Below are 268 nucleotides of genomic sequence, written 5' to 3' on the forward strand. Positions count from 1 at the left end.
GTTCCGGTCTTGAGCCGATGCTGCCGCCGGTGATCACCAATTCAGGATCGAGAGCCGCTCCGATTGCAGCGATAGCGACTGCGACCAGCCTTGCCGTCTCTTCGATGGCAGCCGCAGCGCTTGTTTCTCCTGCATTAAACGCGGCGAAGAGATCGGCCACGGTGGATGCATTACGCCCGCCGAAACCGACGTAACGTCGCAACATCGCGACGCTGCCGACCGCGCTCTCAAAGGTTCCAAGCGTAAATCCGCCAGGATCAAAAGCATC

The 268-nt window shown here is 59.7% G+C and carries 1 protein-coding gene; it reads right to left on the reverse strand.

Annotated elements, in window-relative coordinates; translation table 11 throughout:
• Positions 1–268 (reverse strand): ROK family protein (locus EOD29_RS32080; RefSeq protein ID WP_164763958.1); only part of this gene is annotated, 268 nt, incomplete at both ends.

It is taken from the genome of Mesorhizobium sp. M1A.T.Ca.IN.004.03.1.1, assembly GCF_003997555.1.
GTDB lineage: Bacteria > Pseudomonadota > Alphaproteobacteria > Rhizobiales > Rhizobiaceae > Mesorhizobium.